This is a genomic window from Streptomyces sp. NPDC003032 (assembly GCF_053591415.1).
The window spans coordinates 1-26,747 of sequence record NZ_JBSFTT010000041.1 but is presented as its reverse complement, the minus strand read 5'-3'; the positions used below and the strand labels follow the sequence as shown (position 1 = coordinate 26,747).

General features: G+C 71.9%; 20 protein-coding genes and 1 pseudogene. 9 read left to right on the top strand and 12 right to left on the bottom strand.

Going from position 1 to position 26,747, the window contains the following annotated elements:
• The first annotated feature begins 328 nt into the window (after positions 1-328).
• The 6 genes from ACWDZ7_RS36135 to ACWDZ7_RS36110 all read left to right on the top strand — a co-directional run bounded on the left by ACWDZ7_RS36135 (position 329) and on the right by ACWDZ7_RS36110 (position 9,430).
• Positions 329-3,073 (top strand): nucleotide-binding protein, encoded by a 2,745-nt coding sequence (locus tag ACWDZ7_RS36135; protein ID WP_451803001.1) that lies wholly within the window; start codon positions 329-331, stop codon positions 3,071-3,073.
• Between the two features lie 318 nt (positions 3,074-3,391).
• Complete coding sequence (locus ACWDZ7_RS36130; protein WP_451802983.1) at positions 3,392-5,290, top strand: ABC transporter substrate-binding protein; 1,899 nt, start codon at positions 3,392-3,394, stop codon at positions 5,288-5,290.
• Positions 5,291-5,293: 3 nt separating this feature from the next.
• On the top strand, positions 5,294-6,388 hold the full coding sequence (locus ACWDZ7_RS36125; protein ID WP_451802982.1) for an ABC transporter permease: 1,095 nt from the start codon (positions 5,294-5,296) through the stop codon (positions 6,386-6,388).
• Positions 6,385-7,368: an ABC transporter permease gene (locus ACWDZ7_RS36120; protein WP_451802981.1), complete on the top strand. Its 984-nt coding sequence runs from the start codon at positions 6,385-6,387 to the stop codon at positions 7,366-7,368. The genes ACWDZ7_RS36125 and ACWDZ7_RS36120 overlap by 4 nt, the downstream gene beginning before the upstream one ends.
• A complete protein-coding gene (locus ACWDZ7_RS36115) occupies positions 7,365-8,399 on the top strand; it encodes an ABC transporter ATP-binding protein (protein ID WP_451802980.1) in 1,035 nt (344 codons plus the stop codon). The genes ACWDZ7_RS36120 and ACWDZ7_RS36115 overlap by 4 nt, the downstream gene beginning before the upstream one ends.
• A gap of 29 nt (positions 8,400-8,428) precedes the next feature.
• Positions 8,429-9,430: an ABC transporter ATP-binding protein gene (locus ACWDZ7_RS36110; protein WP_451802979.1), complete on the top strand. Its 1,002-nt coding sequence runs from the start codon at positions 8,429-8,431 to the stop codon at positions 9,428-9,430.
• Positions 9,431-9,529: 99 nt separating this feature from the next.
• Here the strand turns inward: ACWDZ7_RS36110 and ACWDZ7_RS36105 are convergent, their stop codons facing one another.
• The 9 genes and pseudogenes from ACWDZ7_RS36105 to rimP all read right to left on the bottom strand — a co-directional run bounded on the left by ACWDZ7_RS36105 (position 9,530) and on the right by rimP (position 20,786).
• Entirely contained in the window at positions 9,530-10,483 is a 954-nt protein-coding gene (locus tag ACWDZ7_RS36105) for a bifunctional riboflavin kinase/FAD synthetase (protein ID WP_451802978.1), read from the bottom strand.
• 411 nt (positions 10,484-10,894) lie between these two features.
• Positions 10,895-13,393 (bottom strand): annotated as a pseudogene (locus ACWDZ7_RS36100) (trypsin-like peptidase domain-containing protein); the annotation flags it as partial.
• A gap of 260 nt (positions 13,394-13,653) precedes the next feature.
• Entirely contained in the window at positions 13,654-14,562 is a 909-nt protein-coding gene (gene truB, locus ACWDZ7_RS36095) for a tRNA pseudouridine(55) synthase TruB (protein WP_451802977.1), read from the bottom strand.
• Positions 14,559-15,026 carry a 30S ribosome-binding factor RbfA gene (gene rbfA / locus ACWDZ7_RS36090; protein WP_451802976.1) on the bottom strand — a complete coding sequence of 156 codons (468 nt, stop codon included), beginning with the start codon at positions 15,024-15,026 and terminating at the stop codon, positions 14,559-14,561. The genes truB and rbfA overlap by 4 nt, the downstream gene beginning before the upstream one ends.
• Before the next feature lie 67 nt (positions 15,027-15,093).
• On the bottom strand, positions 15,094-15,387 hold the full coding sequence (locus tag ACWDZ7_RS36085; RefSeq protein ID WP_451518677.1) for a DUF503 domain-containing protein: 294 nt from the start codon (positions 15,385-15,387) through the stop codon (positions 15,094-15,096).
• Positions 15,388-15,560: 173 nt separating this feature from the next.
• Positions 15,561-18,728, bottom strand: a complete 3,168-nt coding sequence (gene infB / locus ACWDZ7_RS36080) for a translation initiation factor IF-2 (RefSeq protein WP_451802975.1) — start codon at positions 18,726-18,728, stop codon at positions 15,561-15,563.
• Positions 18,729-18,874: 146 nt separating this feature from the next.
• Entirely contained in the window at positions 18,875-19,165 is a 291-nt protein-coding gene (locus ACWDZ7_RS36075) for a YlxR family protein (protein WP_451518675.1), read from the bottom strand.
• A 110-nt stretch (positions 19,166-19,275) separates the two neighbouring features.
• Positions 19,276-20,265, bottom strand: coding sequence for a transcription termination factor NusA (nusA, locus tag ACWDZ7_RS36070; RefSeq protein WP_451518674.1), 990 nt, complete (start codon positions 20,263-20,265; stop codon positions 19,276-19,278).
• A 2-nt stretch (positions 20,266-20,267) separates the two neighbouring features.
• Positions 20,268-20,786 carry a ribosome maturation factor RimP gene (gene rimP, locus ACWDZ7_RS36065; protein WP_451802974.1) on the bottom strand — a complete coding sequence of 173 codons (519 nt, stop codon included), beginning with the start codon at positions 20,784-20,786 and terminating at the stop codon, positions 20,268-20,270.
• A gap of 228 nt (positions 20,787-21,014) precedes the next feature.
• Here rimP and ACWDZ7_RS36060 point away from each other — a divergent pair, with 228 nt between their 5' ends.
• The 3 genes from ACWDZ7_RS36060 to ACWDZ7_RS36050 are packed head-to-tail and all read left to right on the top strand — an operon-like array spanning position 21,015 to position 22,941.
• On the top strand, positions 21,015-21,539 hold the full coding sequence (locus tag ACWDZ7_RS36060) for a hypothetical protein (protein ID WP_451802973.1): 525 nt from the start codon (positions 21,015-21,017) through the stop codon (positions 21,537-21,539).
• Positions 21,536-22,006, top strand: a complete 471-nt coding sequence (locus tag ACWDZ7_RS36055; protein WP_451802972.1) for a ferritin-like domain-containing protein — start codon at positions 21,536-21,538, stop codon at positions 22,004-22,006. The genes ACWDZ7_RS36060 and ACWDZ7_RS36055 overlap by 4 nt, the downstream gene beginning before the upstream one ends.
• Positions 22,007-22,041: 35 nt before the next feature.
• Positions 22,042-22,941 carry an aminoglycoside phosphotransferase family protein gene (locus ACWDZ7_RS36050; protein ID WP_451802971.1) on the top strand — a complete coding sequence of 300 codons (900 nt, stop codon included), beginning with the start codon at positions 22,042-22,044 and terminating at the stop codon, positions 22,939-22,941.
• 83 nt (positions 22,942-23,024) lie between these two features.
• Here the strand turns inward: ACWDZ7_RS36050 and ACWDZ7_RS36045 are convergent, their stop codons facing one another.
• The 3 genes from ACWDZ7_RS36045 to ACWDZ7_RS36035 form a co-directional block, all read right to left on the bottom strand.
• A complete protein-coding gene (locus tag ACWDZ7_RS36045) occupies positions 23,025-24,719 on the bottom strand; it encodes a proline--tRNA ligase (protein WP_451802970.1) in 1,695 nt (564 codons plus the stop codon).
• Positions 24,720-24,795: 76 nt separating this feature from the next.
• Positions 24,796-25,338 carry a GNAT family N-acetyltransferase gene (locus ACWDZ7_RS36040; protein ID WP_451802969.1) on the bottom strand — a complete coding sequence of 181 codons (543 nt, stop codon included), beginning with the start codon at positions 25,336-25,338 and terminating at the stop codon, positions 24,796-24,798.
• A gap of 72 nt (positions 25,339-25,410) precedes the next feature.
• Positions 25,411-26,259 carry a GNAT family N-acetyltransferase gene (locus tag ACWDZ7_RS36035; RefSeq protein ID WP_451802968.1) on the bottom strand — a complete coding sequence of 283 codons (849 nt, stop codon included), beginning with the start codon at positions 26,257-26,259 and terminating at the stop codon, positions 25,411-25,413.
• Positions 26,260-26,747: the final 488 nt, after the last annotated feature.

Sequence of the window (26,747 nt, the reverse complement as noted above, 5' to 3'; positions counted from 1 at the left end):
GGACGCACGGGATGCCGCTGACGTGCCGTCGGTGGCGTCCGGTGGTGGGGCCACCGACTGGAGCGCTGCCGTTGCCGGGCCTGCCGCTTCCGTCCATGTGACCGGGGTCGTGCCCAAGAACGAGGTTGACGCCGACTCTGCTGGTGAGGTGGTTGAGGCTGAGTCGGTGGTTGAGGCTGAGTCGGTCGCTGAGGTGGCTGAGGTCGCTGAGGTCGCTGACGCTGGTGCCGGGGCGACTGACGCTGCGGGATCTTCTGCGACCGACGTTGAATTCGGTGAGGATGGTTCGGGGAACCTGGGGAGTGGCGATCTTGAGAGTGGTGCCACCATGCGGTTCTCCGCCCGTGCTCTCAAGCGGGAGATCGAGGAGCGTGCCGCCTCCGCCGAAGTCGCGGCTGAGTCCGAGGGCGCGCCCGCTGCCGAGGGTGATGTCGCGGGGGCGGAGCAGGTCGGCTCCGCCCCGTCCGGTGAGGGGGACGTCTCGCGTGACGACGTGGTGGCTGGTTCCGCGTCCGTCGTAGTCGGGGGTGAGGAGCGCGCGGGCGTCAGTGCGGGTGTTGGTGAGGCCGAGCCGCAGGATTCCGTGGTTGTCGCGGCCGCCGCCGATGATGGTGGCGATGGCAGTGGCGATGGCAGTGGCAGTGGCAGTGGCAATAGTGGCGCTGACGTGCAGGACTCCGTGCCCTCCTCCTGGGCTCCGCCGCCGCCCGTGCCGCAGAGCGGGCTTCCGCCGTTGCCGCCCGCCTACCAGCCCGCGGCTCCGGTCTCGGCGCCGCAGTGGCCCGCGCCTACGCAGGCTCCGCCGACCGCCCAGCCGGTTCAGCCCGCGCCCGTCGCCGCGCCCGCACCCACACAGGCGCCGCCCACCGCGCAGCCCGTACAGCACGTACAGCCCGAGCCCGTGCAGGCGCAGACCCCGCCGCCCGCCCAGCCGGTCCAGCCCGCGCCCGTCGCCGCGCCCACACCCACACAGGCCCCGCCCACCGCGCAGCCCGAGCCCGTGCAGGCGCAGACCCCGCCGCCCGCCCAGCCCGTTCAGCCGGCATCCGTCGCCGCGCCCGCACCCACGCACGCCCCGCCCACCGCGCCGCCCGCGTCGGCTCCCTTTGCCGCGCCCGTGCAGCAGCAGTCTCAGGGTCAGCCTCCGGCGTCGGTTCAGCCGCAGGCCGCTTCTGGTGCGTGGCCGGCGTCGCCCAGTGCTCCCGTCGCCGATGTGCCGGTTCAGGCTCCTCAGGGGGCGTACGGGTTTCCGCCGTCGGCGCCTGTCGCGCCCGTTCAAGCGCCAGCGCCAGTGCCAGCGCCCGCGCCCGCGCCTGCTCCTGGTCCGGCTCCTGGTACGGCTCCCGTTGCCCCAGCGCCGCAGGGCGGTTATGGGTTCCCGCAGCCGGGTGCGCCCGGTCATGTCGCTCCCGATTCGGCTCCGCAGGGCGGAAGTTACGGGTTCCCGCAAGCTCCCGCTCCGCAGGCGCACCAGCCGGTTCCGGCGCAGCAGCCGCCCGCTCCGCAGGCACAGCCGCTGCCGCCCGTCCAGGCTCAGAACCAGCAGCCGCTGCCGCAGCCGCAGGCCGCACCGCCCGTCGACCCTCGTACCGGTGCCGCCTGGCCGCAGGCCGTTCAGCACGATCAGCGGGAGCGGACCAACCCCGGTGCCCCGCTCGGGTACACCGCCGCCGTCGAGCTCTCCTCCGACCGGCTGCTGCGCAACACCAAGTCGAAGGCGAAGAGCAGCCGGCCCACGGGCGGCGGCTCTCGGTTCAAGCTCGGCGGGAAGAAGGAAGAGGCCGAGCGGCAGCGGAAGTTGGAGCTGATCCGGACGCCGGTGCTGTCGTGCTACCGGATCGCTGTCATCAGCCTCAAGGGCGGCGTGGGCAAGACGACCACCACCACCGCGCTGGGGTCGACGCTGGCCACCGAGCGGCAGGACAAGATTCTCGCCATCGATGCCAACCCCGACGCCGGTACGCTCGGGCGGCGCGTGCGGCGCGAGACCGGGGCCACCATCCGTGACCTCGTCCAGGCGATCCCGTACCTCAACTCGTACATGGACATCCGGCGCTTCACCTCGCAGGCGTCGTCCGGGCTCGAGATCATCGCCAACGACGTCGATCCGGCCGTGTCGACCACGTTCAACGACGAGGACTACCGGCGCGCCATCGATGTGCTCGGCAAGCAGTACCCGATCATCCTGACGGACTCCGGTACGGGGCTGCTCTACAGCGCCATGCGTGGGGTGCTCGACCTCGCCGATCAGCTGATCATCATCTCGACGCCGTCGGTGGACGGTGCGAGCAGTGCGTCCACGACGTTGGACTGGCTGTCCGCGCACGGGTACGCCGATCTTGTCTCGCGGTCCATCACCGTCATCTCCGGTGTACGGGAGACCGGGAAGATGATCAAGGTCGATGACATCGTGTCGCACTTCGAGACGCGGTGCCGGGGGGTTGTCGTCGTTCCCTTCGACGAGCATCTCGCCGCCGGCGCGGAGGTCGATCTCGACATGATGCGGCCGAAGGTGCGGGAGGCGTACTTCAATCTCTCGGCGATGGTGGCCGAGGACTTCGTGCGGGCTCAGCAGCAGCAGGGGCTGTGGACGTCGGACGGGAATCCGCCGCCGCACATGGCTCCGCCGATGCCCGGCCAGCAGCAGGCGCCGCCCGTGCAACAGGCACCGATGCAGCATGCACCCATGCAACAGGCGCCCACACAGCAGGTGCCCGCGCAACAGGCGCCCGCGCAACAGGCACCTGCGGGCGGGCAGCCTCAGCCGTACGGGGGGCAGCATCCTCAGCCGTACGCTCCTCAGCAGCCCCAGCCCCAGCCGCAGCAGCAGCCGCAATCCCAGCCCCAGTCCGGGCAGCAGCCCTACCCGCAGCAGCCGGAGGCCCCGCACGGCTGGCAAGCCCAGCCGCCCAAACAACCCCACCAGCCCCAGCCCCAGCCGCCTCAGGCTCAGGCTCAGGCCCAGCCGCCTCAGGCTCAGAGCCAGGACGGACACACTCCGCCACCCGTTCAGCCCGGCGCCCCGTTCCAGCCGGGGGCACCCTTCCAGCAGCCGCCGCCTCCGCAGCAGTAGGCGCCGCGACTCCCCAGTGGGCCCGCACCGTTCTCGGTGCGGGCCCACTGGCGTGCTGCCGACACGGTCGGCGCAGACCAGCAGGTCAAGCCCCCCTCCCCCCGCCGCCACCCCCTCACCAGCCACGCGTCAGAGGTCTTGACCAATGCGGATGAAATCACGGTCAACTCGTTATTTCCGCAGGCCACATGGGGTTCACCCGCCGTTGACGCGTGCAGACTGGCGCTGGTAAACACACATCAACCAGCTGACGTTCCTTGATCCACCAGCGTGTAACCAGCCATCCCTGTGCGAGCGATGACGCGAGGTCACCGAGCCATGGACACACAAGATCAGCACGGCAGATCAGCAGATGCCAGCCAGAGCCACAACCGCGGCCACAGCCACAACCACAGCCGCCTGAAGCTCACGCTCGCCGGTGGCGCCGCCGCCCTCACTCTTACGGCCGGTCTCGCCACGCCCCTCGACCCCGCCCCGCAGCAGGCCGAGGCCAAGGACGACGGAGGCAAGAAGGTCCTCACCGTCGCCGTGGCGCAGAGCGTCGACTCGCTCAGTCCGTTCCTCGCCCAGCGGCTGCTCAGTACCAGCATCCATCGGCTGACGTATGAGTACCTGACGAACTACGACGCCAAGGACAACAAGGCCATAGACGGGTTCGCCACTGACTGGAAGCCGTCCGCCGACAAGCTGACGTGGACGTACACCATTCGCGACGACTCCAAGTGGTCGGACGGGAAGCCCGCCACCGCCGAGGACGCGGCGTGGACGTTCAACAAGGTGATGTCCAAGGAGGGCACCGCCACCGCGAACTCCAACTTCGTCACCAACTTCAGGAAGGTGACCGCGCCCAGCCCCACCAAGCTGGTCATCGAGTTGAAGAAGCCGCAGGCCACGATGGCTGCTCTCGATGTGCCGATCGTTCCCAAGCATGTGTGGGAGAAGGTCGACGACATCTCGAAGTTCAACAACGACAAGGACTTCCCGGTCGTCGGCAACGGGCCGTTCATCCTGACGGACTACAAGGTCGACCAGTACGTCCGGCTCAAGGCCAACAAGGACTTCTGGCGCGGTCCGGCCAAGTTCGACGAGCTGGTCTTCAAGACGTACAAGGATCAGGACGCCGCCGTCTCCGCCCTGCGCAAGGGTGAGGTGTCGTTCGTCGCCGGGCAGCCCGCGCTCACTCCGGCGCAGGCCAAGTCCCTGGAGAACGAGGAGAACGTCAAGGTCAATGAGGGGCCCGGGCGTCGTTTCTTCGCCATCGCCACCAACCCCGGCGCGAAGACGAAGGACGGGAAGAGGTTCGGTGACGGGCATCCCGCCCTGCTGGACAAGAGGGTCCGTCAGGCGCTGTTCCTCTCCGTCGACCGCGAGGCGATCGTCGACAAGGTGTTCCAGGGCAACGCCGTCGAGGGCGCCGGTTACATTCCGCCGCGCTTCTCCGAGTACGCCTGGAAGCCCTCCGCCGACCAGGAGATGAAGTACGACCCGGAGAGGGCCGCCAAGCTCCTCGACGAAGCGGGCTACAAGAAGAACAGCGACGGGCAGCGCGTCGGCAAGGACGGCAAGCCGCTGAACCTGCGCATTCTGTGCCACGCGACCGACCCCAATGACAAGGCGGTCGGGAAGTATCTGAAGGAGTGGTGGGGGGATCTCGGCATCGGGCTGAAGGTCAACTGTCTCGACGACGTCTCCGTGCCCTGGTACGCGGGCGAGTACGACCTCGCCTTCGACGGCTGGTCCGTCAACCCCGACCCGGACTTCGTGCTCGGCATCCACACCTGCGCCGCGCTGCCGGTGAAGGCCAAGGAGAGCGCCGCCACGGACAACTTCATCTGCGACAAGAAGTACGACGAGCTGTACGCCGAGCAGCTCGCCGAGTACGACCCGGACAAGCGGGCCGACATCGTCGAGCGGATGCAGTCGTGGCTGTACGACTCCGGGTACATGAACGTCCTCGCGTACCCGAACGCCGTCGAGGCCTACCGCACCGACCAGATCAAGTCCATCACCACCATGCCGACGGCCGCCGGCAACATCTACGGCCAGGATGGATATTGGAGCTGGTGGTCGGCCGTCCCCGCGGAGGGGAAGAGTTCTTCCAAGGACGGCAGCTCGACCGGTGTCATCATCGGTATCGCCGCTGCCGCGGTGGTGCTCGTGGGCGGCGGAGTCCTGTTCGCCCTGCGCCGCCGTTCGACCGCAGAGGACCGCGAGTAACGCATGACCGCTGACAGCAATCCCGCACTGCTCGACACCGAGGGTCCACCGGGTCCCGGGGCCGACGGCGAGCCGGCTGCGGCCGGGCTCTCGTCGGCCCGCGGGCCGCGGGCCCGCAACGCCCGTGCCTACCTCCTCTATGTGGCCGGCAAGCTCGGCGGCGCGATCGTGTCGCTGTTCGCCGTGCTCGTCACCAGCTTCTTCCTGTTCCGGCTGATCCCCGGCGATCCCGTCAAGCAGATGACGGGCGGCAGGCGCGTCTCCGCCGAGCAGCTCGCCGCGATGCGCAAGGAGTTCGGCCTCGACCAGCCGGTCATGGCCCAGTTCTGGGACTACACCGGCAAGGTCCTGAGCGGCGACTTCGGTACGTCGTACCAGTTCCACGCCCCTGTGATGGACAAGATCACGGAGGCGCTGCCCGCCACGCTGCTCCTCACCGGAACGGCGTACGTCCTCTACACGCTCATCGGCATCTGGCTCGGCACGCGCACCGCCTGGCGCAACGGCAAGCTGGGCGACCGCTTCCACACCGGGCTCGCGCTGACCCTGTACTCGGTGCCGTCGTTCTGGCTCGGGCTGCTGCTGATCATCGTCTTCGCGGTGGGGATCGGGCCGATCCCCGGGATGTTCCCGACGGGTGGGCTGGAGTCGGGGGGTGAGACGGGCTTCGCGTACGTCGTCGATGTCGCGCACCACATGGTGCTGCCCGTGATCACGCTGGTCGCCGTCGGGTACGCGCAGACGCTGCTGGTGATGCGGTCCTCCCTCCTCGACGAGATGGGCAGCGACTATCTGACGACCGCGCGCGCCAAGGGGCTCAGGGACGACCTCGTGCGGCGTCGGCACGCCGTGCCGAACGCGATGCTGCCGACCGTCACGCTGATGTTCGTCAATCTCGGCACGGTGGTGGCGGGCGCGATCCTCGTCGAGACCGTCTTCTCCTGGCCGGGGCTCGGCGGGCTCTTCTACTCGGCGCTGAGCGTGCCCGATCTGCCGCTGGTACAGGGGCTGTTCTTCGTCTTCTCCACCGCGGTGATCCTGATGAACACCCTGGCCGACGTGATCTATCCGCTGCTCGATCCCCGGGTGGGCCGATGACGACCGAATCCGCACCGACGAGTCCCACCGACCCCACCAGCCCCGGTCCCTCCACCCCCACCACTTCTACCGCGCCCGCCGCGACCGGGAAGAGCGCGCGATCCCTCGCCCGGACCCGCCGCCGGCACTCCGTGGTGCGCTTCTGGCGGGAGTACCGCACGCACCGGACCGGGCTCTTCGGGCTTGCCACGCTCGTAGTGATCGGGCTCGCCGCGATCTTCGCGCCGCTGCTCGTCGGCTCGGACGCGCAGAGCGTCACCGAGGCGCCGGGCGAGCCGATGGAATCGCCGAGCGGTGAGTTCCCGCTGGGCACCGACCAGTTCGGGCGTGACCTGCTGGGCCTGCTGGTGTGGGGCGCGCGCATGTCGCTGACCGTCGGGCTGCTCGCCGCCGTGCTCTCGGTGGCCATCGGCACGCTCGTCGGCATCACGGCCGGGCACTTCAAGGGCTGGTACTCCACCGTCATCATGCGCGTCACCGACTGGTTCCTGGTGATGCCGACGCTGGTGCTCGCCATCGCCCTCGCCGCGGTGCTGTCCGGCTCGATCTGGACGATCATCCTGGCGATCGGCGTGACGACCTGGCCCACGACGGCACGCCTGGTCCGCGCGCAGACGCTGGCGGTCGAGTCACGGCCGTACATCGAGCGGGCGCGGGCGCTCGGCGGCGGCCACGGCCACATCATGGCCCGGCACGTGCTGCCCAACGTCATGCCGCTCGTGCTCGCGCAGACCACCCTCGTCATCTCCGGCGCCATCCTCACCGAGGCCACGCTCGCCTTCCTCGGCCTCGGCGACCCGACGAGCGTCTCGTGGGGCGGCCTGCTCCAGGACGCGCGCGAGGCGGGCGCGGTCAGCGCGGGCCACTGGTGGTACCTCGCCCCGCCCGGCCTCGCCATCGCGATCGTCGCACTGGCGTTCACGCTGTGCGGCCGCGCCGTGGAATCCGTGCTCAACCCCAGGCTGGGGGCCTCCCGTTGACCGACCTGACCCAGACGAACGACCGGCGTCTCCTCGACGTACGCGATCTCGAAGTGACATACGCGAACGGCGCCGCCGCCGTCCGTGGCGTGAACCTCCACGTCGACGCGGGCCACAAGCTCGGCGTCGCCGGCGAGTCGGGCTGCGGCAAGTCGACGCTCGCGCTGGCCCTGCTGCGGCTGCTTCCCGCGGGCACGAAGGTGTCCGGCGAGATCCTGCTCGACGGTGAGGACGTCCTCGCCATGAAGTGGGGCCGGGTCCGGGCGGTGCGCTGGGCGGGCGCCTCGATCGTCTTCCAGGGCGCGATGCACTCGCTGAACGCCGTGCACCGCGTCGGCGACCAGATCGCCGAGCCGATCCTGCTCCACAAGAAGGCGACGCAGGCGGGCGCGGAGAGGAAAGTCGGCGAACTCCTCGAACACGTGGGGCTGCCCGCCGCCCGTGCGGAGGCGTATCCGCACGAGCTGTCCGGCGGTCAGCGCCAGCGCGTCATGATCGCCATGGCGCTGGCCTGCGATCCCCGCCTGATCATCGCGGACGAGCCGACCACCGCGCTCGACGTGATGATCCAGGCCCAGATCCTGCGCCTGATCGAACAGCTGGTGACCGAGCAGGACCTCGGCCTGATGATGATCAGCCACGACCTGGCGGTGCTCTCCGACACCTGCGACCGGCTCGCGGTGATGTACGCGGGCCGCGTCGTCGAAGAGGGCCCGGCCACGCAGGTCTACGAGAACGCCCGGCACCCCTACGGCAAGGCTCTGTCGGCGGCCTTCCCGCGGATCGGCGACGCGGCGTCCCGGTTCGCGCCGCGCGGCCTGCCGGGCGACCCGCCCGACCCCTCGGCGCTCCCCACGGGCTGTACGTTCCATCCGCGCTGCCCCGTGGCCCTGGACTCCTGCGCGACGGACGACCAGGCACTGCGGGACGCGGGTACGCACCACCGTGCCGCGTGCGTCCACGCGGGCGCCCCGCTTCCCGTGCGGCCCACGGCGGCGCCGGTGGCACCGGCGGCGGAGCGCACGCCGTGACCGAAGCACCCCGGCAAGAGGAGCCGCGCATGACCATTCCCGAGCCCGGCGGCCCTCTGCTGTCCGCCGCCGATCTGCACATCGCCTTCCCCGGCCGCCGGGGCGCGCCGACCGCGCGGGCGGTGGACGGCGTCGACCTCGACATCCTGGGCGGCGAGATCGTCGCCCTGGTCGGCGAGTCGGGCTGCGGCAAGACGACGCTGGCCCGTTCGCTGCTGGGCCTGGTGCAGCCGACCTCCGGCAAGGTGACGTTCGCGGGGAAGCCGCTGAACTACTCCGGGCGCGCCCTCAAGGCGTACCGCAAGCGCGTCCAGCTCGTCCTGCAGGACCCCAGCGGGTCCCTCAACCCCCGGCACACGGTGTACGAGGCCGTGGCCGAGGGACTGCGCATCCACGGGTACGCCGGTGACGAGCGGGCCGCGGTCGCCGGGGCCCTCGCGCGGGCCGGGCTCCGCCCACCGGAGCGCTTCTTCCTGCGCTACCCGCACGAGCTGTCGGGCGGCCAGCGCCAGCGCGTCGTCATCGCGGGCGCGCTGGTCCTCGAACCCGAACTCATCGTGGCCGACGAGCCGGTGGCCTCCCTCGACGCCTCCGTACGCGGGGAGATCCTCGCCCTGCTGCTGCGCCTGCGGGACGAACTCGGTCTCTCGGCGCTCGTGGTGACGCACGATCTGGGCCTCGCGTGGAACATCGCGGACCGCGTCGCGGTGATGTACCTGGGCCGCATCGTCGAGACGGGCACGGTGGAGGAGGTGCTGACCGCACCTCGACACCCCTACACCCAGGCGCTGTTGTCGGTCCTCCCGGAGGCCCCCGGTGAGCCGGTGGTCCTCACGGGTGAGCCGCCGGATCCGTCCCGTATCCCGGGGGGCTGCCGGTTCCATGCGCGGTGCCAGGTGCTTGCCTCGGGCGAGGCCGGACGGACGGGGGTGGCGGACCGCTGCCGCGGGGAGGACCTGGCGGTGCTCTCGGGGGGCGGTGAGACGCAGGTGGCGTGCCATTGGGCCCGGGAGCGGGCCCCGCGCCCCTGAAGGGGAACGGCTAGGCGCCGCCTGAAGGGGCGCGGGGAACTGCGCGAGCAACCACGACGTACGCGCGGCCGCGAAGAGAACACGCGCCGCCCACGGCGCCTAGGCGGCTTGCGCCTCCTCGATCAGCTCGCGGGACTTCTTCACGTCGTCCGCGATGGCGACCAGCAGCGCCTCGATGGAGTCGAACTTCGCCTGGCCCCGCACGAAGGCGAGGAAGTCCACGGCCACGTGCAGCCCGTAGAGGTCGAGGCCGACGCGGTCGATCGCGTACGCCTCGACGGTCCGCTCGGTCCCGTCGAACTGCGGGTTCGTCCCGACGGAGATCGCCGCCGGCATCGCCTCGCCCTCGACGTGCAGCCACCCGGCGTAGACGCCGTCGGCGGGGATGGCGGTGTGCGGCAGCGTCTCCACGTTGGCGGTGGGGAAGCCCAGCTCGCGCCCGCGCTGGGCGCCGCGCACGACGACACCCTCGACGCGGTGCGGGCGGCCGAGGATCTCCGCGGCGCCCGTCACATCGCCCTCGGCGACCAGGCGCCGGGTCAGCGTGGAGGAGAAGGGCCGGCCGTCGCCGGCGTCACCGGTGACGTACAGGTCGATGACGTCGACTTCGTAGTCGTACGTCCGGCCGAGCTCGGCCAGGAAGTCGACGTTGCCCGCGGCCTTGTGGCCGAAGCGGAAGTTGGGGCCCTCGACGACCACGCGCGCGTGCAGCTTGTCGACGAGGACCTTCACCACGAAGTCGGCGGGCGACAGCTTCGAGAACTCGGTGGTGAAGGGCAGGATCAGCAGTGCGTCCACGCCGAGGTCGGCCATCAGCTCGGCGCGCCGGTGGTGCGGGGCGAGCAGCGGCGGGTGGCTGCCGGGGCGCACGACCTCGCTGGGGTGCGGGTCGAAGGTGACGACCACGGCGGGCACGCCGAGCTCCCGGGCGCGCTCCACGGCGCGGCCGATGATGAGTTGGTGACCGCGGTGCACGCCGTCGTAGGAACCGATGGTGACGACGCTGCGCCCCCAGTCCTGGGGGATGTCCTCCAAGCCACGCCAGCGCTGCACTTCTTTGCTCCTCGCCGAACCCGTGTACGTCACGTACGTCTGTACGTTCCCATTGCCGATTGCGCAGGTCTAAGACTGCCATGCCGACGGGTCCCGGCTCGCATCGGTGTCTCCTCGGAGGGGGTGGCGGGGGTCACTCGGTGCTGGGCCGGCACCCGTACGCTCTCGGCGAGGTCCACGATCGTCCGGGAGACGCTCGGCGACGGCGTCGAGGCAGCGGCCCGGGGCGCCGGGTGGCCCGTCACGCGCGACGAGCCGCCGCAGCAGCGTGAACCGTTCCGCGTCCCGCAGCGGCAGCCCCAGCCAGAAGGCGACCCCGAATTCCACGCGCTCGGCGAGCGCTTCCAGCACGGGAAGGTAAGGCACCGCGTCGGGCACACGCAACAACACCCCCCGCAACAACTCCACGGCCCACCATCGCCGGTCCTCCTCCCCGGCATCCACACCGGCCCGCGCCGTGCTGACCGCTGACCCGGGGGCCGGAGGGGCGGGGGTGACGGGGTGCTGCGGCGCGGCTGCCGCAGAGGCGGACGTGAGGACATGCTGGGGCCCGGCTTTCACAGGGGCGCTGCCGGCGGATAGCGGCGCCCCTCCGGCGAATGCGGCACGACCGTCTATGCCGGATGCCGCACCAACGCCTCCGGCAGATGCCGCGCCGTCGCCTTCAGAAGGTGCCGGACCGTCGCCTTCCGCAGATGCCGCGCCGTCGCCTTCAGAAGGTGCCGGACCGTCGCCTTCCGCAGATGCCGCGCCATCGCCTTCAGAAGGTGCCGGACCGTCGCCTTCAGCAGATGCGGCACCGCCGTCGGCGACAGCCGCCCCGTCCCCCGGCTCCGCCAGCGCTTCCGCCAACGCCCCCAACCTCGCCCCCAGTTCCGACACCCCCTGCTGCCGCCCCAGCAACAGCAGAGCCTGGATCACCGGGCCGATGCGGTGGCGTGGTGTCGGGAGAGGGGAGGCGTGGGGCCTGTGGTGGTGGACCAGGGTCGTCAGCGCGCCGTCCACGTCCAGGTGCGTGCCCTGGAGCCAGTCGGCCACCTCCTCGTGCGCGAAGCGGTAGCCCGTGCCCGCCGGCACCAGCAGCCCCTCCGCCAGCACGGCCGACGCCCAGCCCGTGCAGCCGGGGACAGCAGGAAGCGCCGCCCACGGGAAGACCGTCTCGAAGGAGGCGCGGTCCAGCTCGCCCTCCCCGGGGCCGAGGCAGCGCCGCGCCGCCTCGTGGACCTGGCCCGCCACCTTCGCCGCGAGGCGTCGTACCGCGGTGCCCCGAAGACCGTTCGCCGCCGCCAGCCGCACGGCGACCCGCAGGCACAGCAGGTCCAGGTACGCGGCGAAGATCTCCTCCCGCTCGGGCGTGCCCGGCGGCGGCGCGTCGGGGCGGGCGGCCCGTACCTCGGAGAGGAGCCGCAGCGCCAGCGGATGCCGCGCGTCGGCTGCGGCGAGCGCGCCGTCCGGGATGCCGTACCGCGCGCGGGCCCGCCGCGCCCGCGGTTCCGGCAGGTCGTCAAGGCGTACGCAAGCGGGGAACCCGGCGGCGCCGGAAGTCACCCGGGACTCCGCGGACTCCCCTGGCGCCCCGTGCAGCGAACCCGCGTCGAAGTGCGCCCCGGCCTGCCCCCAGTACTCCGCCCGGCAGGCGATGACCAGGCGCGTGCCCGTGTCCCGCAGCCACTCGGCCGTGCCGCCGCTCCACCGGGCGAGGCGGTGCGCCAGCGCGGGCGGCATCTCCTCAGGGCTGTCCAGCAGCAACAGCAGCGGCCGCCCCGCGTCCCGTACGAGCCGTGCCACTCGGCCCGCCGAGACGTCCCCGAGCCCCTGACCCAGGCCAAGGCCCATGCCCAGGCCCATGCCCTCCGACGCCGCCACGATCCGGGCCGCCCGGTCGAGCGCCCGCTCCACCGCGTCGGCCACGGACGCGTCCGTGCCCCGCAGATCGGCGCCGCGCAGCCACAGCGAGGGCGCGGGCTCGGCGCCTTCGGCCCGCCGGGCGGCGAGCGCCGCCAGTTCCGTCGTACGCCCCGTGCCGGGGTCCCCGACCAGGCCGAGCACATACGCCGAGCCGGTGGTGAAGGAGTCGGACTCCCTTGTCACCTCCGGACGTTCGACCGGTTCGATGTGCGGCTCGCGCGGTCCGTCGGAGCCCGTCGACGTCGCCGTCAGATGCAGCGCGCCCGCCAGATTGAGGTCACGGCCGTACGCGGGCACGGTCGCGGCGTTGCGTGCGACGAGCGCGGCGAGCGGCCCGCCCGGATCGGCTGCGGCGGCCGCCGCCCACAGCGGAACCGCGAAGCCAGGGGGGCGGTACGGGGCCGACGGGCCGGGCCCGGGTTCCTGGGGCAGCAGCGCCGTGCCCAGGACGGCGATGACCGCGCCGGACGAGGCGTCCAGGACCGGTCCGCCCGCCGCCCCGCCGCCCGGCCGCAGCGCGTCGGCGCCGTCCGTGCCGATCGCCAGCTCCAGGGCGGTGTCCATCGGATGGGCGCGGTCCGTCGCCCTGTACGTCACGGCGGAGGAGCCGAGGACCCGGGCCTCGCGCCAGCCGAGCGCGGCGATCCGCACATAGGCGCCGGTCGACACGGAGTCCCGCACGGTCAGAGGAAGGGGCCGCAGGCCCAGCCCCTCGGTGCGTACGAGCGCGAGATCGGCCTCGGGCAGCGCCGCCACGGCGTCGGCGGACACCACGCAGGTGCGCTGGTCCGGACCGTGCAGGACGATCCCGGCCAGGCCGTCGACGGCCTCGTGACTGGTGACGACCATGCCCTGCTCGTCGGCGGCGAACCCCGTGCCCCGCAGACGCCCCGCCGGGTCGCAGATCCGCACCAGAGCCCGGTCGAGCACCGCGCGGCCACCCCGCTCCCCCGCGCCCGCGACGTCCCCGGCGCCCCCGGCCCGTGGGCCCCGTCCCGCCATGCTCGAACCTCCTGGCCGCCCGTCCCACGACCGACCGTAGGTCGGCGATGATCAGCCGGACAGGACGCGGTGCGAACGCGCCCCCTTCCGCTCCCCCGGTTCACTCCGAGCGCCTGCCCGAAGGGGTGAATCGGGGCGGCTCGATGGATACACCTTGAGTGGGGGATTGAGGGGGGATTGGGTGGGGGGACCGTGGAGCGGCGTACCGGAGTCCGCCGCTCCACGGCGGACCTCACGTCCGCTCCACGGCGGGCCTCGCCTCAGGCGAAGACGGCCAGGCTCTTGGCCTTGCCCCGCGACTCCTCCGCGAGGACCAGGAAGCGGCCCTCCGGGTCGAAGACGGCGACGGCGCCCACACCCGCGTACTCCTCGGGCATGTCGATCCGGACGCCGTTGAGCAGCAGCCGGCCGCGCTTGTCGTCCACGTCCCAGCGCGGGAAGGCCCGGCCCGCGGCCTCGGCCACCGGCATCACGGTCAGCTCCTCCTGGAGCTGGTCGAGGGTCTTGGCCGCGTCCAGCTTGTAGGGGCCGACGCGGGTGCGCCGCAGCGCGGTCAGATGGCCGCCGACACCGAGATCGGCGCCGAGATCGCGGGCGATCGCCCGGATGTACGTCCCCGAGGAGCAGACGACCGAGACGACCAGGTCGAGGACGGGCGTGCCGTCCTCGGCGACGGCGTCGCGGACGTCGTACACCGTGAAGGCGGAGATCGTCACCGGCCGGGCCGGGATCTCGAACTCCTCGCCCTTGCGGGCGCGCGCGTACGACCGCTTGCCGTCGATCTTGATGGCGCTGACCTTCGACGGCACCTGCATGATGTCGCCGGAGAGCTTGGCGATGCCCTCGCCTATCGCCTCACGGGTGATCTTGGAGGCGTCGGCGGACGAGGTGATCTCGCCCTCGGCGTCATCGGTGATCGTGTTCTGGCCGAGGCGGATGGTGCCGAGATACTCCTTCTCGGTCAGCGCCAGATGACCGAGGAGCTTGGTGGCGCGCTCCACGCCGAGCACGAGGACGCCCGTGGCCATGGGGTCGAGGGTGCCCGCGTGGCCGACGCGACGGGTCTTGGCGATCCCGCGCATCTTGGCCACCACGTCGTGCGAAGTGAAGCCGGACGGCTTGTCGACGATGACAAGGCCGTCCGGCGTTGTGGTGCTGCTCTTGCTCATGCGGGGGCGTCGCCGTCCGTCCGGTCTGCGTCTTCGTCCTCGTCCTCGGGCTTGCGGTACGGGTCGGGCCCGCCCGCGAACTCGGCACCGGCGGAGACCTCCCGCACCTTCTCGTCCGACATCCGTGCCTTGTCGAGCAGGTCCTCGATGGCCCGCGCGTTGTCCGGCAGGGCGTCCGCGACGAAGGACAGGCTGGGCGTGAACTTCACGCCCGCGGCCTGGCCGACCGCCGACCGGAGCACGCCCTTGGCGCTCTCCAGGCCCGCTGCCGCGGCCGCGCGGTCCTCGTCGTCGCCGTAGACCGTGTAGAAGACCGTGGCCTCCCGGAGGTCACCGGTCACCCGGGTGTCCGTGATGGTCACGTGCGTCCCGAGCCGCGGGTCCTTGATCCCTCGCTGCAGCTTCTGAGCAACCACCTCTCGGATGAGGTCCGCCAGCCTTTTCGCCCGCGCGTTGTCGGCCACTGCTCCGTCTCCCTTATCCCCGGGCATTCCCTGGGCTTGTCCTGCTGTTGTTCAGTCGTCCTGTTGTTCAGTCGTCGTCGCCGTGCAGCCGCCGCCGGACCGACAGCAGCTCCACTTCGGGCCTGGCGGCGACAAGGCGCTCGCACCGGTCCAGTACGTCCGTGAGATGGCCCCAGTCGCCCGATACCACCGCCAGGCCGATCTCGGCCCTCCGGTGCAGGTTCTGGTCGCCCGTCTCCGCCGCGCTCACCGCGTATTTACGCTGGAGCTCGGCGACGATCGGGCGGACGACAGAGCGTTTCTCCTTCAGCGAATGTACGTCGCCGAGGAGCAGATCGAAGGACAGAGTCCCCACATACATGTGTGTCCGGATGTCCCGCCGGTACGGGTTCGGCGCCCCGCCAACCACTTGGCAGGGACACAAGAACCGTACACGGAACGGCCGGGGCCGATCGACGGGATTGTTTCCCCGCCGACCGGCCCCGACACTGACCGCGCAGATCAGACTCGATCAGACCGCTGTGAGGCAGTCGATCAGCCGCGCGGCTTCTCGCGCATCTCGTACGTCGCGATGACGTCGTCGATCTTGATGTCGTTGAAGTTTCCGAGGTTGATACCGCCCTCGAAGCCTTCGCGGATCTCGGTGACGTCGTCCTTGAAGCGGCGCAGACCCTGGATGTTGAGGTCCTCCGCGACGACCTTGCCGTCGCGGATGAGCCGGGCCTTGGTGTTGCGCTTGACCTCGCCGGAACGGATGAGCACACCCGCGATGTTGCCGAGCTTGGACGAGCGGAAGACCTCGCGGATCTCCGCGGTGCCGAGCTCGACCTCCTCGTACTCCGGCTTGAGCATGCCCTTGAGGGCCGCCTCGATCTCCTCGATGGCCTGGTAGATCACCGAGTAGTAGCGGACGTCGACGCCCTCGCGCTCCGCCATCTGCGCGGCACGGCCGGCCGCACGGACGTTGTAGCCGATGACGATGGCGTCGGAGCCCATCGCCAGGTCGATGTCCGACTCCGTGACCGCACCCACACCGCGGTGCAGGACGCGGATGTCGACCTCTTCACCGACGTCGAGCTGGAGCAGCGAGGACTCGAGAGCCTCGACCGCACCGGACGCGTCGCCCTTGATGATGATGTTGAGGTCCTGGACCAGGCCGGCCTTGAGCACCTGGTCGAGGTCCTCGAGGGAGACGCGGCGGGTGCGCTTGGCGAACGCGGCGTTGCGCTCACGGGCGGCACGCTTCTCGGCGATCTGACGGGCCGTACGGTCCTCGTCGACGACCAGGAAGTTGTCGCCCGCGCCCGGGACGTTGGTGAGACCGAGAACGAGGACCGGAGTCGACGGAGTCGCCTCTTCCACGTTCTCGCCCTTGTCGTCGAGCATCGCGCGGACTCGGCCGTACGCGTCACCGGCGACCATCGTGTCGCCGACGCGGAGGGTACCGCGCTGGACGAGGACGGTCGCGACGGCGCCGCGGCCCTTGTCGAGGTGGGCCTCGATGGCAATACCCTGCGCGTCCTGCTCCGGGTTGGCCCGCAGGTCGAGCGAGGCGTCCGCGGTCAGGACCACGGCCTCGAGCAGCTGCTCGATGTTGAGGCCCTGGCGCGCGGAGATGTCGACGAACATCGTGTCGCCGCCGTACTCCTCGGCCACCAGACCGAACTCGGTGAGCTGACCGCGCACCTTGACCGGGTCGGCACCCTCGACGTCGATCTTGTTGACCGCGACCACGATCGGCACGTCGGCCGCCTTGGCGTGGTTCAGCGCCTCGATCGTCTGCGGCATCACACCGTCGTTCGCCGCGACCACGAGGATCGCGATGTCGGTGGACTTCGCACCACGGGCACGCATGGCGGTGAACGCCTCGTGACCGGGGGTGTCGATGAAGGTGATGGCGCGCTCTTCGCCGTTGACCTCGGTGGCGACCTGGTACGCACCGATGTGCTGCGTAATACCGCCGGCCTCGCCCGCGACGACGTTCGTCTTGCGGATCGCGTCCAGAAGTCGGGTCTTACCGTGGTCGACGTGACCCATGACGGTCACGACCGGCGGACGGGAGACGAGCATCTCCTCGCCGCCCTCGTCCTCACCGAACTCGATGGAGAACGACTCGAGCAGCTCGCGGTCCTCCTCCTCCGGGCTGACGATCTCCAGGACGAAGTTCATCTCGTCCGCGAGGAGCTTCAGCGTCTCGTCGGAGACGGACTGCGTGGCGGTGACCATCTCGCCGAGGTTCATCATCACGCCGACGAGCGACGCCGGGTTGGCGTTGATCTTCTCGGCGAAGTCGGTCAGCGAGGCACCGCGCGACAGGCGGACGGTCTGTCCGTTGCCGCGAGGCAGCATGACGCCGCCCACCGACGGGGCCTGCATGGCCTCGTACTCCTGGCGCCTCTGCCGCTTCGACTTGCGGCCACGGCGGGCGGGCCCACCGGGACGGCCGAACGCACCCTGCGTGCCACCACGGGCACCGGGACCACCGGGACGACCGCCGAAGCCGGGACGACCGCCGAAGCCGCCGCCACCACCGGGACGACCTGCACCGCCGCCGCCACCGGGACCACCGGGACGACCGGCGAAACCGCCGCCACCGCCACCGGGACCGGCCGGACGGCCGGCGAAGCCGCCGCCACCGGGACGACCGCCACCGGCACCGCCGGGACGACCACCGCCGCCGCCGGGACCACGGCCACCGCCGGGGCCACCACCGGGACGCGGGCCGGCAGCGGGACGCTGCGGCATCATGCCCGGGTTCGGACGGTTACCGGCGGGACCGCCGCCGGGACGCGGAGCGCCGCCCTGCGGGCGAGGCATTCCGCCCGGGGTCGGACGGGCGCCGCCCTGACCCTGCGGACGGGGAGCGCCACCGGGGCCAGCCTGACCCTGGGGGCGCGGGGCGCCGCCGGGGCCGCCCTGGCCGCCGGGACGCGGGGCACCGCCCGGACGGGGCGCCTGCGGGCGCGCCATGCCGGTGGAGCCACCAGAGGTGAAGGGGTTGTTGCCCGGACGCGGACCCGAGGGACGGGCACCGCCGGGACGCGGGGCGCCCTGGCCGCCGGGGCGCGGAGCACCCTGACGGTCGCCACGGTCGCCACGCTCGGGGCGGTCACCACGCTCGCCGCGACCACCCTGGCCCTGGCCACCCTGAGCGGGGGCCGGACGGCCACCGGGCTTCGGGGCACCGGGACGGGTGGCCGGACGCGGGGCCTGAGGGACCTGCGGAGCCTGCGAGGCCGCGGGGGCGGCCGGAGCAGCCGGAGCCGCCGGCGGAGCGGTGAACTCCGGGGTGGTCGGCGCCGGGGAGGCCGGGGCCGGCTTGGGGGCCGGAGGCTTCGGACCCGGCGTCGGGCGCGGGCCCGGGGCCGCCGGAGAAGCCGCGGGCTTCTCGGCCGCGGGCTTGGGGGCCGGCGGCTTGGGCGCGGCCGGACCCGGACGGGCGGCCTGCGCGGGAGAGGGGGACGCCGAGCCCGAGGGGGCCGGCGGCTTGGGGGCGGCCTGCTTGCGCGGCGCGCCGGGCTTGGCGGCGGACTTGCCGTTGCCACCCTGCTGGAATGCGTCAGTCAGTTTGCGTACCACGGGCGCCTCGATCGTCGAGGACGCCGAACGTACGAATTCACCGAGTTCTTGGAGCTTGGCCATGACGGCCTTGCTCTCTACCCCGAACTCCTTGGCGAGTTCGTATACCCGGACCTTAGCCACTTCGCTCCTTTTAGGTCCGGGTTACGCCGGACCGTCGCTACTTCATGGGCGTACTCATCGCGTGCTCATCGAGTGCTCATCGCAATCTCGACCTACTTCCAACTCGCGGAATACCAAGGCCGCACGGGGTTCCGTGCGACCACGTCTTACGGTGTTGCCTGCTCGGCAACTGTCTCGACAGCGCGGCGCAACGCCTCTGTGCCGAACGGTCCAGGGCCGCGGAAGGCCCTTGGAAACGCCCGGCGGCGGACCGCCAGGTCCAGACAGACCAGGGCGGGGTGTACATACGCACCCCTGCCGGGCAGCGTACCGCTTCGGTCGGGGACGCAGTCGCCCTCGATCGCCACGATGCGCAGCAGCTCGCTCTTGGCCGCTCGCTCCCGGCACCCCACACAGGTGCGCTCAGGGCATGCGCGGGCATGCGTCCGGCCAGACACGCTTAAGTCTACCTCCCCGCACCGACCTCACCCCTTTGGGGCAGAAATCGAACGGCTACTCGCCACATACTGTCGTGATCCAAGCGGTGATCGCCCGGATTTATTCCCCGCTACTGGTCGGCGGGCTGCTCCGTGTCGGGCCTGATGTCGATGCGCCAGCCCGTGAGCCGCGCGGCCAGGCGGGCGTTCTGCCCCTCCTTGCCGATGGCGAGGGACAGCTGGTAGTCCGGCACGGTGACCCGGGCCGAGCGCGCGCCGAGGTCGACGATCTCGACCTTGCTGACGCGGGCCGGGGAGAGCGCGTGGGCGACCATGTCCGCCGGGTCGTCCGACCAGTCGACGATGTCGATCTTCTCGCCGTTCAGCTCGGCCATGACATTGCGCACGCGGCTGCCCATCGGGCCGATGCAGGCGCCCTTGGCGTTGAGCCCGGAGCGGGTCGAGCGGACGGCGATCTTGGTGCGGTGGCCGGCCTCGCGGGCGATGGCCGAGATCTCGACGGAACCGTCGGCGATCTCGGGCACCTCGAGCGCGAAGAGCTTCTTCACCAGGCTCGGGTGGGTGCGCGACAGCGTCACGGACGGGCCGCGGACGCCCTTCGCCACGCGTACGACGTACGAGCGCAGGCGCATCCCGTGGGGGTACTCCTCGCCCGGCACCTGCTCCTGCACCGGCAGGATGGCTTCGAGCTTGCCGATGTCGACCAGGACGTTCTTCGGGTCGCGGCCCTGCTGGACCACGCCGGTGACGATGTCGCCCTCGCGCCCGGCGTACTCACCGAGCGTCGCGTCGTCCTGGGCGTCGCGCAGGCGCTGCAGGATGACCTGCTTGGCGGTCGTCGCGGCGATGCGGCCGAAGTCGGACGGGGTGTCGTCGAACTCCTTGGCCTCCTGGCCCTCTTCGAGGTCCGCCGGGTCCTCCGTCGCCCACACCGTCACATGGCCGCTCTCGCGGTCCAGCTTCACCCGTGCGCGGCGGAAGCTGCCTTCGGTGCGGTGGTAGGCGATGAGGAGGGCCGACTCGATCGCCTCGACGAGGAGGTCGAAGGAGATCTCCTTCTCCCGTACCAGACCCCGCAGGGCACTCATGTCGATGTCCACGGCTACGCCTCCTCCTCTTCCTTCATGTCCTTCTTGTCCTTGCTGTCCTTGCGGCTGAACTCGACCTGCACACGCGCCTTGTCGATCTCGTCGAAGGCGAGCCGCCGGGCGGAGGGCTTGCGGCCCTTCACACCGGGCACTTCGAGGTCGAGTCCCTCGTCGTCCATGGTGAGGATGCGGGCGATCAGCTCGTCGCCCCCGGTGAGCTGGAACTTCACCAGGCGGTCGACGGCGCGCCGGTAGTGACGGCGCTCGGTCAGCGCGCGCTCGGCGCCGGGGGAACCGACCTCCAGGTCGTACTCCCCCTCGCCCATCGCGTCGGTCTCGTCGAGCTTCGCGGAGAGCAGGCGGCTCACCTCCGCGATCTGGTCCAGATCCACGCCGTCCTCGGAGTCGATGACGACTCTCAGCACTCGCTTGCGTCCGACCGAGGCCACTTCGATCTCTTCGAGATCCAGGTCCTGGGAGCTGACGAGCGGTTCCAGTAGTTGCCGCAGCCTCTCGCTCTGGGTGGTGCTCATCCGGGTGACTCCTCGGCCGCGTGTGCTGTTGTGGGGATCGTCGCGTGTCAGGTCAAAGGGTATCCGGTCCCGAGGGGTGTTGCCGCCCACCTGAGGGGCCGTGCCCGCCCCGGTCCCGAGCCGCTCACCCGTACGGAGACCGTCCGAAGGTACGGTGATCACAGGGCCCGCGCCCACTTCCTTCCTTCTCGCTCGCGCCTTTTGGCCTTCCTTCCGAGGACGTCTGCCGTGCCGTCGTATCCCACCGCACCACGGTCCCGCCCGGGACCACGCCGAAGGAGCCTGCTCGCAGGGGCCGCCGGCGTCACGTCCGCGGCGCTGCTCACGGGCTGTTCCGACGCCGCCGGCCCCGGCGCCGAGCCGTCCGCCGTACGCCGGCTGCGCGCCGAGGCGGCCGAGGACAGCAGGGAGCTGCTCGCGCGGTACGACGCCGTGCTCGCCGCCCACCCGTCGCTCGCCGCTCGGCTCCGGCCGCTGCGCGCGGAGGTGGAGAAGCACGCCGAGGCGTTCGCGGGCGGCCGCGCTCCGGCGTCCGCTTCCCCGTCGGCCTCCGGCGGCGCGGCCGCTCCGGAACCCTCCGTGGCGTCCGATCCCAGGAAGGCGGTGCGCGAACTGGCCGGCGCCGAGCGCGAGCTCGCCGACCGGCGGGGCGCGGCCCTGGTCGACGCCCCCGCCGAGCAGGCCAGACTGCTCGCGTCGGTGGCCGCCGCCGGGGCGGCCCACGCGTATCTGCTGACGAAGGGCGACAAGTGAGCGAGTCCAAGGACGACGAGCTGAAGGCCGTGCAGGCCGCCCTGGGCGCCGAGCACGCCGCCGTGTACGGCTACGGGGTCGTCGGCGGCCGGACCGGCGAGAAGCGCAGGGCGGAGGCGCGCACCGCGTACGACGCGCACCGCGCCCGGCGCGACGAACTGCAGCGCGCCGTGCGCGACCTGGGCGGCGAGCCGCAGCCCGCGGACGCCGCCTACGCGCTGCCCTTCCCGGTGCCGGACGCCGCCGCCGCCGCGCGGCTCGCCGCCGAGCTGGAGGACCGGGTCGCCGGGGTCTACTCCGATCTCGTACGCGCCTCTTCGGGGAGCCGGCGGGGCAGCGCCGCCCGAGCGCTGCGCGAGGCGGCGGTCCGGGCGGCGCGGTGGCGCGGCGGGAGCGTAGCCTTCCCTGGGCTCGCCGAGCGGTCCACCACGCCCGGCTCATCGGCGCCGGCGACGCCCAAGGCGTAACCCATCGCCCCATCCAGGAAGGGATCGACTCGCGCATGGCTTTCGAACCGCCGCGACGCCTCGTCACCGCACTCGGTGAGACGGCGCAGGACGGCGACGACTGGCTGGAGAAGCTGCCCGAGGCGGTGGAACGGGCCGTCGCGCCGCGCGAGTTGACCGTCGAGCGGGTCCATGTCCCCGGTGGGCGCAGCGGCCTCGTCGTGCTGGTGCGGCGGGCCGACGGCACGCCCGCCGTGCTCAAGCTCGTGCCGCCCCGGTCCCGGCCGGAGAGCGAGCGGGCCGCCCTCGCGCACTGGGGCGGACTCGGCGCCGCCCGGCTGCTCGACCCCGAGCGCTCGGACGGGGCGCTGCTGCTTGAGCGGCTGCACCGTGACGTGTCCGTGCGGTCGCTGCCCGAGGCCAAGGCGCTGCTCGAAGCCGCGGGGACGCTGCGGCGTCTGTGGGTGGAGCCGCCCGCCGGGCACCGCTTCGAGACGGTCGCCGAGCGGACGGGGCGGCAGGCCGAGGCGATGCGGGGTTCCGCCGCCACGGAGGCGGAGGTCGTGCCGCTGGTCGACGCGGCGCTGGCCGTCCGGGAGGAACTGCTTGCCGCGGAGGTGGCACCTCGGCTGCTGCACGGCACCTTCCGGCAGAGCAAGGTCCTTGCCGGGGAGCGGATGCCGTGGCTGGCGGTGGGGCCCGACCCGGTGGTCGGTGAGCCCTCCTTCGATCTGGCGCGGCTCGTGCGTGACCGGGTCGAGGATCTGATCGCCTCGCCGTCCGGTCCGGCGATCACGCGGCGGCGTGTGAAGAAGCTGGCGGAGTCTCTTGAGGTGGATCAGGAGAGGCTGCGGGGGTGGACGCTGTTCCGGGCCGTGGAGTCGGGGGTGCGGGCTCTGCGGGTGGGGCGTCCTCAGGATGCGGAGTTGCTTTTGGAGTTCGCGGGGTGGCTGTGACCCCTTGGTCCCGGTGGGCGCGGAGGCCGCGGACCGTATGTGGCTGGTCGCGCAGTTCCCCGCGCCCCTTCAGGGCGCTGTAGCTAGGCCGTCAGGCGGGTGACCGCCTCCGCCACCGTGAGTTCCTCGCGCTCGCCCGTGCGGCGGTCCTTCAGTTCCACGATGCCCTCGGCGGAGCGGCGGCCCGCGACGAGGATCTGCGGGACGCCGATCAGCTCGGCGTCGGTGAACTTCACGCCCGGGGAGACCCCGGCCCGGTCGTCCACCAGGACGCGCGCGCCCGCGGCGCCCAGCTGCTCGGCGACGTCGAGGGCCAGCTCGGTCTGGAGCGCCTTGCCCGCGGCGACCACGTGGACGTCGGCGGGGGCCACCTCCTTGGGCCAGCACAGGCCCTTGTCGTCGGCGGTCTGCTCGGCGAGCGCCGCCACCGCGCGGGAGACGCCGATGCCGTACGAGCCCATGGTCACGCGGACCGGCTTGCCCTGGTTGCCGAGGACGTCGAGCTGGAAGGTGTCGGCGTACTTGCGGCCGAGCTGGAAGATGTGGCCGATCTCGATGGCGCGGTCCAGCTTGAGGCCGGTGCCGCAGGACGGGCACGGGTCGCCCTCCTGGACCACCACGACGTCCAGGTACTGGTCGACCTCGAAGTCACGGCCGCAGACGACGTTCTTGGCGTGCTTGTCCTGCTTGTTGGCGCCCGTGATCCAGGCCGTGCCCGGGGCGACGCGCGGGTCGGCGATGTAGCGGACCTTCTCCAGGCCCTGCGGGCCGACGTAGCCGCGTACGAGGTCGGGGCGGCCGACGAAGTCCTCGGCGGTGACGAGCTCGACCTCCGCCGGCGCCAGGTGCTCGCCGAGCTTGCCGAGGTCGACCTCGCGGTCGCCGGGGACGCCGACGGCCACGATCTCGCCGTCGACCTTGACCAGGAGGTTCTTCAGGGTCGCCGACGCCGGGACGCCGAGGTGCTCGGCGAGGGTCTCGATGGTCGGGGTGTCGGGGGTGTCCAGCTCCTCGGCGGGGCCGTGCGCCGAGCCGTCGACCGGGGCGAGCGCGAAGGTGACGGCCTCGGTGTTGGCGGCGTAGTCGCACGCCGGGCAGTCCACGAAGGTGTCCTCGCCGGCCGGGGCCGGGGCCAGGAACTCCTCGGACTTGGAGCCGCCCATGGCGCCCGCGACGGCGGACACGATGCGGTAGTCGAGGCCGAGGCGCCCGAAGATCCGCTGGTAGGCGCCGCGGTGCAGACGGTACGACTCGGCGAGGCCCTCGTCCGTGGTGTCGAAGGAGTACGAGTCCTTCATCTGGAACTCGCGGCCGCGCAGCACACCGGCGCGCGGGCGGGCCTCGTCGCGGTACTTGGTCTGGATCTGGTAGAGGATCACCGGCAGGTCCTTGTAGGACGAGCACTGGTCCTTGACGAGCTGGGTGAAGATCTCCTCGTGCGTCGGGCCGAGGAGGTAGTCGGCGCCCTTGCGGTCCTTGAGGCGGAAGAGCAGGTCGCCGTACTCCTCGTAGCGGCCGGACGCCTCGTAGGGCTCCTTGGGCAGGAGCGCCGGGAGGAGCACCTCCTGGCCGCCGATGGCGTCCATCTCCTCGCGGACGACGCGGGCGATGTTCTCGTAGACCTTCTTGCCGAGCGGCAGCCAGGTCCAGATGCCGGCGGCGGTACGGCGGACGTAACCGGCCCGGACGAGCAGCTTGTGGTTGAGCGTCTCGGCGTCCGCGGGGTCGTCGCGCAGTGTCTTGACCATCAATCGGGACATGCGCTGGACCTGGGCCATGGTGAACTCCTGCTGGATAAGGGTGGTGTGCAGGAGGTTAGCCGGGGCTTGGGCGCGGGCGGAAATCGGTTCCGGCTCAGGTCCGGCGCGGCAGGGGCAGCGGGGCGCCCATCACGGCGTACGGCTTGGGGGCGCTGGGGAACAGGACGCGGCGCGCCAGGTCCGTGTAGCCGAGGGAGCGGTACAGACCGCGGGCCGGGCTCTCGACGTCGATCGCGGAGAGGATCGAGCGGGGCTCCGGGACGCCCTCCGTGATGGTGGTGATCAGCGTGCGGCCGATGCCGCGGTTCTGGTGGCCGGGGTGCACGTGCAGTTCGGTGATGACGAAGGAGCCGTCGAGCCAGTCGTCCAGGTCCCGGCCGCGCAGGTACGGCTCGACGACCGTCGACCACCAGTGGCGGCGGTCGTTGGGCATGCCGTAGACGAAGCCGACGAGCCGGTCGTCGGGGGTGGTCGCGCCGAACGAGCGGGCGCCCGGGTACGTGAGGTGGCGCAGGACGATCTGGCGCCGCACGGCGACCTCGTCGTCGCTCAGCCCGAAGGCGTGGGCCTGGACGTCCAGCGCTTCGTCCACCCGCGCGGCGAGGTCGAGGGGGCCGATCACGACGTCGTCAGTCATGGGGCGACCCTACTTCGCGCCGCCGCGCTTCTGAACAGGGCGCTCGGTGCGGGCGGGGGCCGGTCCCGCGCGTCAGAACAGGACGCTCATGAACGCGCCGACTTCGCTGAAGCCGACGCGTCGGTACGCCGCTCTGGCGGCGGTGTTGTAGTCGTTGACGTACAGGCTGACCACGGGGGCGACGTCCGCGAGGGCGTAGCGCAGGACGGCCGCCATGCCGGGTGCGGCGAGGCCGCGGCCCCGGTACTCGGGCGCCACCCAGACGCCCTGGACCTGGCAGGCCTGGGTCGTGGCGGCGCCGATCTCCGCCTTGAAGACGACCTTGCCGTTCCGGTCGAGGCGGGCGAAGGAGCGGCCCGAGCCGACGAGTTCCGCGACGCGGGCCTGGTAGAGGAGCCCGCCGTCGCCGGCCATCGGCGATACCCCGACCTCCTCCGTGAACATCGCCACGCACGCCGGCATGATCGTGTCCATCTCGTCCTTGCGGACGCGGCGGACGTACGGGTCGGGGGCGATGTCGTCCGGGAGCCGGTCGGTGACCATCAGAGGCTGCTGGGCGCGGACCTCGCGGGCGGGGCCCCAGGACGGTTCGAGGAGCCGCCACAGCTGGGCGGTGGAGGCCGCGGGGCCGACGATGGAGGAGCAGCGGCGGCCGGCCCTGCGGGCGCGGTCGGCGAAGCCGCGGATGGCTCGCGGGGTCGCGCAGATCGGGACGAGGTTGGCGCCCGCGTAGCAGAGGGACTCCAGCATGCCGTCCTCGTACCAGCCCCACATCTCGCCGCCGAGGCGCCAGGGGTCGAGGCCGGCCACCTGGACGCGGGCGGTCACGAAGGCGTTCGCGACCGGCTCGCGGCCGAGCACGGCGAGCGCGGCGTCCAGGTCACTCGGTTCGAGGACCCGGGTGGTGGTCTGAGTCAACACGTGCGGGGGCCTCACCATACGCGGTCTGCTGATCTCCGCACTGTACCTGGCGGGGGCGCCTTGTGCGGGGGGCGCCTTTGTCCGTCCCGGGTGGGGGCGTGGGCGGCTTTCCCTCCGGTGGGGTTGGGCCGCTTCGCGGCGGGTCTCCCACCTGAGGACTCGGGGGCGGCTCTTCCCCGGTGGGGGCTTTTCGCCGCTGCGCGGCGGGTTTCCCACCCACCCGCCCGTTTGCCCCGCGTGGGGCTGTGCCGTAGGGGCGGGGCCGGGGTTTGTGCGGTGCGGGATTGGTGCGGCGAGACGGGTGGGTGGGTGGGAAACGCCCGCCGCGAAGCGGCAGGGCAGGTTTGCCGCGTGCAGGGCTGTGCCGTAAGGGCCGGGTTTGTGCGGTGCGGGATTGGTGCGCGAGACGGGTGGGCGCGCGCCTGGGCGCGGCCGCCCAACTGGCCCTCGGTGCCGACCTCGCGGGCGACGCGCGTCACCTCGGCGGC

Excerpts from the sequence above, each read along its gene's own strand:
- ACWDZ7_RS36110 (WP_451802979.1), top strand. The coding sequence starts at position 8,429 with ATGACCATTCCCGAGCCCGGCGGCCCTCTGCTGTCCGCCGCCGATCTG.
- ACWDZ7_RS36130 (WP_451802983.1), top strand. The coding sequence starts at position 3,392 with ATGGACACACAAGATCAGCACGGCAGATCAGCAGATGCCAGCCAGAGC.
- ACWDZ7_RS36085 (WP_451518677.1), bottom strand. The coding sequence starts at position 15,387 with ATGTATGTGGGGACTCTGTCCTTCGATCTGCTCCTCGGCGACGTACAT.
- ACWDZ7_RS36040 (WP_451802969.1), bottom strand. The coding sequence starts at position 25,338 with ATGACTGACGACGTCGTGATCGGCCCCCTCGACCTCGCCGCGCGGGTG.
- ACWDZ7_RS36135 (WP_451803001.1), top strand. The coding sequence starts at position 329 with ATGCGGTTCTCCGCCCGTGCTCTCAAGCGGGAGATCGAGGAGCGTGCC.
- ACWDZ7_RS36120 (WP_451802981.1), top strand. The coding sequence starts at position 6,385 with ATGACGACCGAATCCGCACCGACGAGTCCCACCGACCCCACCAGCCCC.
- ACWDZ7_RS36125 (WP_451802982.1), top strand. The coding sequence starts at position 5,294 with ATGACCGCTGACAGCAATCCCGCACTGCTCGACACCGAGGGTCCACCG.
- ACWDZ7_RS36045 (WP_451802970.1), bottom strand. The coding sequence starts at position 24,719 with ATGGCCCAGGTCCAGCGCATGTCCCGATTGATGGTCAAGACACTGCGC.
- ACWDZ7_RS36050 (WP_451802971.1), top strand. The coding sequence starts at position 22,042 with ATGGCTTTCGAACCGCCGCGACGCCTCGTCACCGCACTCGGTGAGACG.
- truB (WP_451802977.1), bottom strand. The coding sequence starts at position 14,562 with ATGAGCAAGAGCAGCACCACAACGCCGGACGGCCTTGTCATCGTCGAC.
- rimP (WP_451802974.1), bottom strand. The coding sequence starts at position 20,786 with ATGAGCACCACCCAGAGCGAGAGGCTGCGGCAACTACTGGAACCGCTC.